This is a genomic window from Anaerococcus provencensis, assembly GCF_000312365.2.
GTDB classification, from domain to species: domain Bacteria; phylum Bacillota; class Clostridia; order Tissierellales; family Peptoniphilaceae; genus Anaerococcus; species Anaerococcus provencensis.
This window is the reverse complement of sequence record NZ_HG003685.1, coordinates 406526-407375: the sequence shown is the minus strand read 5'-3', so window position 1 is coordinate 407375 and position 850 is coordinate 406526. Positions and strand designations below refer to the sequence as shown.

The window sequence follows — 850 nt, the reverse complement described above, 5'->3', positions numbered from 1 at the left end:
ACTAATCTAGGCATCTTTGAAGAAAAATGGGCTAAGAAATATCCTATGTGCGTAAGCTCTTGGAAAAACAACTGGACAGAACTATCCACGTATTTCAAATATCCAGAAGGAATAAGAAAACTAATATACACAACAAATGCCATGGAAAACTTCAATAGACAACTAAGAAAAGTTACTAAAAACAAGACCATATTTCCAAATGACTATGCTCTACAAAAAAGTTTGTATTTAGCAATGGTAGATGCCTCAAGTAAGTGGACAAGCAGAATACGTGGCTGGGATCAAATCTTATCACAATTATCAATATTTTTTGAAGGGAGGTTTTAAATAAGTAAAAAAATCGAGTATAAAATCTGCTGTAAATTTTCATGAAAATTTGACAGTTTATTAAAGTTGTGTAAAATTAAGACAAGCTCCATTCCTATAGGAATGGACATATATTGATACATAAAAAATGTATCAACCCTTACCCTTACTCAGGATTTAGGTTGATACACAAAATTATTTACATATCCTAAAATTCATAAAAGGCTGGCGATAAAGCCAGCTCAGACTGAAGACAAACCCAAGTTTAATTTGGAGTTTGTCTTTATTTTTCTTTATTACTGCTTTTATTGCATTAAAAAAGACCCTCTTGGAGTCCATTTTCCACAGTATGCTTGCTAATTTTTTCATATTCATGCACGTAAAAGTTAGGGCGCTTTTCATTCTCATTTTTGCTAGCCCTTTCATATTTGTATATCTAAATCCATGATTTTCTTTTGCACTACCAAAGCATCGTTCTACGGTTTCTTTTCTTTGTTTGTATTCTGCTTTACCTGTTGGTGTTTTTCTGTATTCTTCTGTTATG

General features: G+C 32.1%; 1 protein-coding gene and 1 pseudogene. One reads left to right on the top strand and one right to left on the bottom strand.

Features of this window, described 5'->3' with window-relative positions:
- The coding region (locus tag BN38_RS02165; protein ID WP_044565272.1) for a transposase at positions 1 to 327 on the top strand (327 nt) is incomplete at its 5' end.
- Between the two features lie 333 nt (positions 328 to 660).
- Here BN38_RS02165 and BN38_RS11300 read toward each other — a convergent pair.
- A pseudogene (locus tag BN38_RS11300) lies at positions 661 to 850 on the bottom strand (transposase); the annotation flags it as partial.